The sequence below is a fragment of the Pseudomonas sp. GM24 genome, assembly GCF_000282235.1.
In the GTDB taxonomy this organism is placed as follows: domain Bacteria; phylum Pseudomonadota; class Gammaproteobacteria; order Pseudomonadales; family Pseudomonadaceae; genus Aquipseudomonas.
This window is the reverse complement of sequence record NZ_AKJR01000138.1, coordinates 1-8,401: the sequence shown is the minus strand read 5'-3', so window position 1 is coordinate 8,401 and position 8,401 is coordinate 1. Positions and strand designations below refer to the sequence as shown.

7 protein-coding genes and 1 other RNA gene are annotated in these 8,401 nt (G+C 61.1%); 7 read left to right on the top strand and 1 reads right to left on the bottom strand.

Annotated features, from left to right (window positions below):
• The first annotated feature begins 68 nt into the window (after window positions 1–68).
• Together PMI23_RS16935 and ffs are read left to right on the top strand one after the other, a co-directional pair.
• Window positions 69–1,232, top strand: coding sequence for a zinc-binding metallopeptidase family protein (locus PMI23_RS16935; RefSeq protein WP_007916274.1), 1,164 nt, complete (start codon window positions 69–71; stop codon window positions 1,230–1,232).
• Window positions 1,233–1,366: 134 nt separating this feature from the next.
• Window positions 1,367–1,463: signal recognition particle sRNA small type (ffs, locus tag PMI23_RS29075), an RNA gene on the top strand.
• A 211-nt stretch (window positions 1,464–1,674) separates the two neighbouring features.
• Here ffs and PMI23_RS16930 read toward each other — a convergent pair.
• Window positions 1,675–2,424 (bottom strand): substrate-binding periplasmic protein, encoded by a 750-nt coding sequence (locus tag PMI23_RS16930; RefSeq protein ID WP_007918342.1) that lies wholly within the window; start codon window positions 2,422–2,424, stop codon window positions 1,675–1,677.
• A 145-nt stretch (window positions 2,425–2,569) separates the two neighbouring features.
• Here PMI23_RS16930 and dnaX point away from each other — a divergent pair, with 145 nt between their 5' ends.
• The 5 genes from dnaX to PMI23_RS16905 all read left to right on the top strand — a co-directional run bounded on the left by dnaX (window position 2,570) and on the right by PMI23_RS16905 (window position 8,336).
• On the top strand, window positions 2,570–4,648 hold the full coding sequence (dnaX, locus tag PMI23_RS16925; RefSeq protein WP_007918340.1) for a DNA polymerase III subunit gamma/tau: 2,079 nt from the start codon (window positions 2,570–2,572) through the stop codon (window positions 4,646–4,648).
• A gap of 66 nt (window positions 4,649–4,714) precedes the next feature.
• Window positions 4,715–5,053 carry a YbaB/EbfC family nucleoid-associated protein gene (locus tag PMI23_RS16920; protein WP_007918338.1) on the top strand — a complete coding sequence of 113 codons (339 nt, stop codon included), beginning with the start codon at window positions 4,715–4,717 and terminating at the stop codon, window positions 5,051–5,053.
• Between the two features lie 276 nt (window positions 5,054–5,329).
• Window positions 5,330–6,364, top strand: coding sequence for an NADP-dependent oxidoreductase (locus PMI23_RS16915; protein ID WP_007918336.1), 1,035 nt, complete (start codon window positions 5,330–5,332; stop codon window positions 6,362–6,364).
• A gap of 66 nt (window positions 6,365–6,430) precedes the next feature.
• Window positions 6,431–7,033 carry a recombination mediator RecR gene (recR, locus tag PMI23_RS16910; RefSeq protein WP_007918335.1) on the top strand — a complete coding sequence of 201 codons (603 nt, stop codon included), beginning with the start codon at window positions 6,431–6,433 and terminating at the stop codon, window positions 7,031–7,033.
• 154 nt (window positions 7,034–7,187) lie between these two features.
• Window positions 7,188–8,336, top strand: coding sequence for an acyl-CoA dehydrogenase family protein (locus PMI23_RS16905; protein ID WP_007918334.1), 1,149 nt, complete (start codon window positions 7,188–7,190; stop codon window positions 8,334–8,336).
• Window positions 8,337–8,401: the final 65 nt, after the last annotated feature.

The following is an 8,401-nucleotide window of genomic DNA, read 5'->3' as shown; positions in this document are numbered from 1 at the left end:
CGCAGAGCGTGGGAACGATCATCGCGCGGGAATGATCTAGTCTTGGCAAGCCCCAGGGAGAGATCGCCATGCACCGCTTTTTCGAGCAGCTCAGTTCCCGCATCATCGCGCCGTTCATGGGCGAATCCTCACGCAACAGCAAAGTCTGGCCGTGCCGCTGCGGCCAGTCGCTGTTCTTTCGCAACAGCCAGTGCCTGGCGTGTAATGCCTTGCTCGGTTATCAACCCGAAGAAAGCCGCCTGACCTCGCTGCAACCGGGGCCCTGCGAGGGCACCTGGACGCTCGACGCCGATCCCGACTCGGGATTGTTCCGCCGCTGCGCCAACCTCGACACAGCCGCCGCGTGCAACTGGCTGCTGCCAGCCAACGACCACGACAGCCTGTGCATCGCTTGCAGCCTCAACCGCACCATCCCCGACCTGTCTGATCCGGACAACCCTGAGCGCTGGCGCAAAGTCGAAATCGCCAAACGGCGTCTCGTCGCGCAACTGATTACCCTCGGCTTGCAGGTCATCCCGAAAACCGTCGATGAAGACACAGGGCTGGCCTTCGATTTCATCGGCGTCGACCTTGAAGGCAACGCGCCGATGACCGGCCACGCCAACGGCCTGGTCACCCTCGACATCAAAGAAGCCGACGACGCCCACCGCGAGCAGGTGAGGGCGGCGATGCACGAACCCTATCGCACACTGCTCGGGCATTTTCGTCATGAGGTCGGGCATTATTACTGGGATCGCCTGATCGCCAACGGCCCATGGCTCGGCTCATTCCGCAACCTGTTCGGCGACGAGCGCGCCAGTTACGCCGAGGCGCTCGATCGTCACTATCAGCAAGGCGCGCCACTCGACTGGCCGCAGCACTACGTCAGCGCCTACGCAACGATGCATCCGTGGGAAGACTGGGCGGAAACCTGGGCGCATTACCTGCACATGATGGACGCCGTGGACACCGCGCTGGGTTTTGGCATGAGCGCGCGGGAAATGGATTTTGATTACCAGCCGTTTCCCACCAGCACGCTGTACGACCCGGAGCATCCCGGCGGCGAGGCGTTTCTGTCGTTCGTCAACGCGTGGATCGAACTGGCCGGCATGCTCAATGAGCTGTCACGCAGCATGGGCCAACCGGATTTCTACCCGTTCGTGCTACCGGCGCCAGCGATTGCCAAGCTGCACTTCATTCATCTGGTGATCCAGCAGGCGGGCGGCAGGGCGGATGAAGTTCTGGCCCTGTAGGCGCTGCCGCTGGCTGTGATCTTTATGTCCTTGAACCCGTTCATATTTTTAATCTGCAACCAACGGTTGTAACTTCGTCTCAGATAGGTACAATGGCGCGGCTCGCCGACAGGCAAGCGTCGTTATGGTGACCCCATCGGTCCCCCCGCAACGATTACCCGTGAACCTGGTCAGAGCCGGAAGGCAGCAGCCACAGCGGGAACATTGTGTGCCGGGGTGTGGCTGGTGGGGTTACCACCTTAACGAACAATCGAACGCTTCAACCAGAACTGCATGGGTTTCGCCCACTGCGGTTTTTTTGTGCCTGCGATTTGCCAAATCGACACATATTCCCCCTGTTGAAGATGACCCTGTGGGAGCTGGCTTGCCAGCGATAGCGGTGTGTCAGGTTCATCTATTTGACTGAAAATCCGCAATCGCTGGCAAGCCAGCTCCCACAAGGTTATGGGGTGTTGTCGGAGTGGCCGGTGTAGAGCCGGATAATCTCATCAATCTCCCCCGACATCTTCATCCGCAACAACGTGCGCAAGATCCGTTGCACCGGCACCTTCGGGTCATTGCGCACATAGCAACCCACCTTCTGTTCCTGCAACACGGCGACACCTTGCAGTTGCTGCTCAGGCATCAACCGCTGATTAAACCAGTCCAGCGTCCACTGGTTACTCACCGCATAGCGATAGCGCCCGGCCAGCAGCTTCTCCAGCACCTGCTCTTGGTTGCGCGCATCTTCACGCTGAAGTTGGTCAGCGTCGAACAGCGGTTGCAGGGTAGGGTAGGTATAACCAAGCACGGTGCCGATGGACTGGCGGGGCAGGCGGGCGGGATCGGCGCTGGCCGGTTGATCCTTGCGGCTGATCAATAGATCACGCTGAAACAGCAGCGGGATGCTCCAGATGTAATCCCCCGACTGATTCGGCAGCCACGACTGTGCGGCATAGCAGCGCACGTCGATCTCGCCATGCTCCATGGCGGTCTGCACGCGGGCGCGGGGCAGGACGTGAAACTCGGCCGGCACGCCGACCTGTGTGGCGAGGCTGAGCATCAGGTCGTAAAGGATGCCCTGGGTCGGGCGGCCGCGTTCGTATTGCACCATCGGCATCGCCCAGCTGTCGGGCATGGCGAAGCGCAACGGGGTTTCCGCTGCCGTTACGCTCAGGCTGATTCCCAGCAGTGCCCCCAAGGCCCAACGCATAAACGCTCCGGTAATTCCCGATCCCGAGCCGATAAAAGCCTCTGCTGATGCAGCTTAGCCACATTAGACGAGGACACCGGATGCAATTTTGCCCTTGCTCCGCTAGCATTAGCCGCTTCAGCTTCCTTCGTTGCGACGGTTTTCGATGAGTTATCAGGTTCTTGCACGTAAATGGCGTCCGCGCTCGTTCCGCGAAATGGTCGGCCAGACCCATGTGCTCAAGGCTCTGATCAATGCCTTGGACAGCCAGCGGCTGCACCACGCGTACCTGTTCACCGGTACGCGCGGGGTGGGTAAAACCACGATTGCGCGGATCATTGCCAAATGCCTGAACTGTGAGACAGGTATCACTTCCAGCCCGTGCGGCGAGTGCTCGGTGTGCCGTGAAATCGACGAGGGTCGTTTCGTCGACCTGATCGAGATCGACGCCGCGAGCCGCACCAAGGTCGAAGACACCCGTGAACTGCTCGACAACGTGCAGTACGCGCCAAGCCGTGGGCGCTTCAAGGTCTACCTGATCGACGAAGTGCACATGCTTTCCAGCCATTCCTTCAATGCGCTGCTGAAAACCCTCGAAGAGCCGCCGCCGTACGTCAAGTTCATCCTCGCGACCACTGACCCGCAGAAACTTCCGGCAACGATTTTGTCGCGCTGCCTGCAGTTCTCGCTGAAGAACATGACGCCGGAGCGTGTGGTCGAGCATTTGACCCACGTACTGACCGCCGAAAACGTGCCGTTCGAAGACGATGCGCTGTGGCTGCTCGGTCGCGCCGCTGACGGTTCGATGCGGGACGCCATGAGCCTGACCGATCAGGCCATCGCCTTCGGTGAAGGCAAGGTTCTCGCTACCGACGTGCGGGCGATGCTCGGCACGCTGGATCACGGTCAGGTCTATGACGTCCTGCATTCGTTGATCGAAGGCGACGCCAAGGCGTTGCTTGAAGCCGTGCGTCACTTGGCTGAGCAAGGCCCAGACTGGAACGGCGTGCTCTCGGAAATTCTCAACGTGCTGCACCGTGTGGCCATCGCTCAGGCGCTGCCGGAAGGCGTCGACAACGGGCACGGTGACCGCGATCGCGTATTGGCATTGGCGCAGGCCTTGCCGGCCGAAGATGTGCAGTTCTATTACCAGATGGGCCTGATCGGTCGTCGCGATTTACCGCTGGCGCCGGATCCTCGTGGCGGTTTCGAAATGGTCTTGCTGCGGATGCTCGCCTTCCGGCCCGCCGACACCGCGGACGCCCCGAGGCAACCGCTAAAGCCAGTGGGGATCAGCCAGGCCACAGTTGATTCCGCAAACTCAGTGGCTGCCGCGCCTAAACCTGCGCCGGTAGTCGCTGCGGCGGTTGTGCCAGCGCCTGCTGCAGCACCTGCACCGGCTCCCGAGCCTGCGCCGGTTGCTGCCGTTGCTGAGCCGGAACCTGAACCCGCGCCGGTCGTCTCCGAAGCTGTCGTCGACCTGCCGTGGAATGACCCGGTTGAACCCGAGCCAGAGCCCGAACCAGCGCAGCAACCCGCCGTCGAACCGGTGCTGGAAACCGCCGCCGAGCAGCCCGAGTTGCCGCCGATGCCGCTGCCGACCCCGGACAGCGTCGTCCCGGAGGCGCCTGAGTGGGCTGCTGCGCCGATCCCCGAGCCGTCAGTCGCCGACGTCGATGCCGCTACTCCGGGCATGGACATGGACGATGAGCCGCCGCTGGACGAGGATTACATCGAGCCGGACATCGATTCGGCGTACAGCTATCTCGACGAACTGGCCAGTGAGCACGCCGCCGAGCCTGCCCCGGAACCCGAGCCAGAACCGGCTGCGGCACCGGCCACCGGTCTGGCTTTGCAATGGCTGGAGCTGTTTCCGAAACTGCCGATTTCCGGCATGACCGGCAGCATTGCCGCCAACTGCACGCTGATCGCGGTCGATGGCGACCATTGGCTGATGCACCTCGACCCAGCGCACAGCGCACTGTTCAACGCCACGCAGCAGCGGCGTCTGAACGATGCCTTGAACCAGTTCCACGGTCGCACGCTGAGCCTGACCATCGAGCTGATCAAGCCCGAGCAGGAAACCCCGGCCCAGGCCGCGTCCCGTCGCCGTGCCAACCGTCAGCGCGAAGCGGAGGAATCGATTCACGGCGATCCGTTCATCCAGCAGATGGTTCAGCAGTTCGGCGCGGTGGTGCGACACGATACTATTGAACCTGTCGACGCCTTGGTCGCCCAAGGCTAATAACTGAGGGTGCTCGGCCGCGCTGGCCGGGCGCTGTTTTGATCCAAGTACTTTGAGGTGATTCCCATGATGAAAGGTGGCATGGCCGGCCTGATGAAGCAGGCGCAGCAGATGCAGGAAAAAATGGCCAAGATGCAGGAAGAACTGGCCAACGCCGAAGTCACTGGTGTGGCCGGTGGCAAATTGGTCAGCGTCGTCATGACCGGGCGTCATGATGTGAAAAAGGTAATGATCGACCCTAGCCTGATTCCGGGCCTGGACGACGCTGACAAAGAGACGCTGGAAGACATCGTCGCTGCTGCCGTCAATGACGCCGTGCGTCAGATTGAAAAAAACAGCCAGGATAAAATGGGCAACATGACCGCCGGCATGAACCTGCCAGCCGGTATGAAACTGCCATTCTGATTCGCCAATCGGCGGCAGATGAGCTACACAAAATGCCAGGCCTTGCGCCTGGCATTTTTGTTTCTGACTGATCGTTCCCACGCTCTGCGTGGGAATGCAGCCCGGGACGCTCCGCGTCCCAAGTACAGAGCCGAACGCGGAGCGTCCGTTGAGGCATTCCCACGCGGAGCATGGGAACGATCAATCCCGGCCATCTGAATAAACATCGAACGCGCAAAAGCCACAACGGTCTGCTCCCTGTACCCGCTGAATTCACTATTCACAGGAGACGCTGACATGTCCGACCCTCTCACCCTCAATCAACGCTTCGTCCTCGCCTCACGCCCGGTCGGTGCGCCGACCCCGGAAAACTTCCGCCTCGAACGCGAAGCGCTGCCGGATCTTGCGGACGGTGAGGTGCTGCTGAAAACCCTCTATCTGTCCCTCGACCCCTACATGCGCGGACGCATGAGTGACGCGCCGTCCTACGCTGCCCCGGTACAAATCGGCGAAGTGATGACCGGCGGCGCGGTCAGCCGTGTCGAGGATTCGCGTCATCCGAAATTTCATAAAGGCGATCTGGTGGTTGGCGCCACCGGTTGGCAGAGCCACAGCATCAGCGACGGCCGCAACATCATTCCGATCCCGGCCGGGCTGCCGAGCCCGTCGATGGCGCTGGGTGTGCTGGGTATGCCGGGGATGACCGCGTACATGGGCTTGATGGACATCGGTCAACCTAAAGAGGGCGAAACGCTAGTCGTTGCTGCGGCATCCGGCGCGGTGGGCTCGGTGGTCGGACAAGTGGCGAAGATCAAAGGCCTGCGCACGGTCGGTGTGGCCGGCGGAGCCGAGAAGTGCAAATACGTGGTCGAGGAACTGGGTTTCGATGCCTGCATCGATCATAAGGCTACCGACTTTGCCGAGCAATTGGCCAAGGCCTGTCCTGATGGCATCGACATCTATTACGAGAACGTCGGCGGTCATGTGTTCGATGCCGTGGTGCCGTTGCTCAACCCCAAGGCGCGCATTCCGCTGTGCGGCCTGATCGCCGGTTACAACGCTTCCGAAGCGCCGCAAGGCCCGGATCGTCTGCCGATGCTGCAACGCACGCTGCTGACCAAGCGCGTGCGCATTCAGGGCTTCATCGTGTTCGACGACTACGGTGATCGTCAGCCGGAATTCATCAGCCATATGGTGCCGTGGGTGCGCGACGGCAAGGTGAAATTCCGCGAAGACGTGGTGGAAGGTCTGGAGCAGGCACCCGAGGCGTTTATCGGCCTGCTGGAGGGGCGCAACTTCGGCAAACTGGTGGTGAAGGTTGCCCAGGACTGAGTATTTGACGCTGGCCGGAGGCGCGGGTATAAACCGCGTCTCGTTGTTTTGTCGGACTTTTTACCCATGAGCTTCAGCCCTTTGATTCGCCAACTGATCGACGCCTTGCGCACTTTGCCGGGCGTGGGTCAGAAAACCGCCCAGCGCATGGCGTTGCAGATGCTCGAGCGTGACCGCAGCGGCGGCTTGCGTCTGGCCCAGGCCCTCAGCCAGGCCATGGAAGGGGTCGGCCACTGCCGCCAGTGCCGCACGCTGACCGAAGACGATCTGTGCCCGCAATGTGCCGACACCCGCCGTGACGACACGCTGTTGTGTGTGGTGGAAGGGCCGATGGACGTGTATGCGGTCGAGCAGACCGGATTCCGTGGCCGCTACTTTGTGCTCAAGGGGCATTTGTCGCCGCTTGATGGCCTGGGACCTGAGGCGATCGGCATTCCGCAGTTGATGACGCGAATCGAAGAGGCGGGAACATTTACCGAAGTCATCCTCGCAACTAACCCGACCGTGGAAGGTGAGGCGACGGCGCATTACATCGCCCAGCTGCTGAGCAACAAAGGCCTGATCGCTTCGCGGATCGCTCACGGCGTGCCGTTGGGCGGGGAGCTGGAACTGGTCGATGGCGGCACGCTGGCGCATTCGTTTGCCGGGCGGAAACCGATTTCCCTCTAATAAAAATCAAAAGATCGCAGCCTTTGGCAGCTCCTACCTTGGAACGCGTTTCCCTGTAGGAGCTGCCGACGGCTGCGATCTTTTGATCTTCTGTACCTTGTAAACCAAGCAAGCGCTCGGTTAAGTTCGGCGGACCCTTCCGTGGAGCTCGCCCATGCCCGCCTTTCAGGAATACTTCGACCCCAGCCACCAATTGGTTCGCGACAGCGTCAGACGTTTCGTCGAACGCGAGATCCTGCCGGACATCGATCAATGGGAAGAAGCCGAAAGTTTCCCCCGTGAGCTGTACCTGAAGGCTGGTGCGGCGGGCATTCTCGGCATCGGCTATCCCGAAGCTCTCGGAGGCAGTCATGAAGGCGATCTGTTCGCCAAGGTCGCCGCCAGTGAGGAATTGATGCGCTGTGGCTCTGGCGGCCTGGTAGCGGGGCTGGGATCGCTGGATATCGGTCTGCCACCGATCGTCAAATGGGCGCGCCCCGAAGTGCGTGAGCGCGTTGTGCCGCAAGTGCTCAGCGGCGAAAGGATCAGCGCCCTGGCGGTCACCGAACCCGGCGGCGGCTCCGACGTCGCCAACCTGCAAACCCGCGCCGTGCGCGACGGCGATGTCTATCGCGTCAGCGGCAGCAAAACCTTTATCACCAGTGGCGTACGCGCTGATTTCTACACCGTCGCGGTGCGTACCGGTGCGCCGGGGTTTGGCGGTATCAGTCTGTTGTTGATCGAAAAGGGCACGCCGGGCTTCACCGTCGGCCGTCAGTTGAAAAAAATGGGCTGGTGGGCGTCGGACACTGCCGAATTGTTCTTCGACGACTGCCATGTACCTGTGGGCAATCTGATCGGCGCCGAGAACATGGGCTTCGCCTGCATCATGGGCAACTTTCAGAGCGAACGGCTGGCGTTGGCGCTGATGGCCAACATGACTTCACAGTTAGCGTTGGAAGAGAGCCTGCAATGGGCACGCGAGCGCGAAGCGTTTGGCAAGCCGATCGGCAAGTTTCAGGTGATCAAACATCGCTTGGCGGAGATGGCCACGGCGCTGGAAGTGTCGCGGGAGTTCACTTACCGGCAAGCGGCGAAGATGGCGGCGGGGCAGAGCGTGATCAAGGAAATTTCCATGGCGAAGAACTTTGCCACGGACACCTCGGACCGGATTACCACGGAGGCGGTGCAGATTCTCGGTGGGCTGGGCTATATGCGCGAGAGTCTGGTGGAGCGGTTGTATCGGGATAACCGCATTCTGTCGATTGGCGGCGGCACGCGAGAGGTGATGAACGAGATCATCAGCAAGCAGATGGGGCTTTAAAGGCAAAAGATCGCAGCCTTCGGCAGCTCCTACAGGGAAACGCACATTCCAATGTAGGAGCTGCC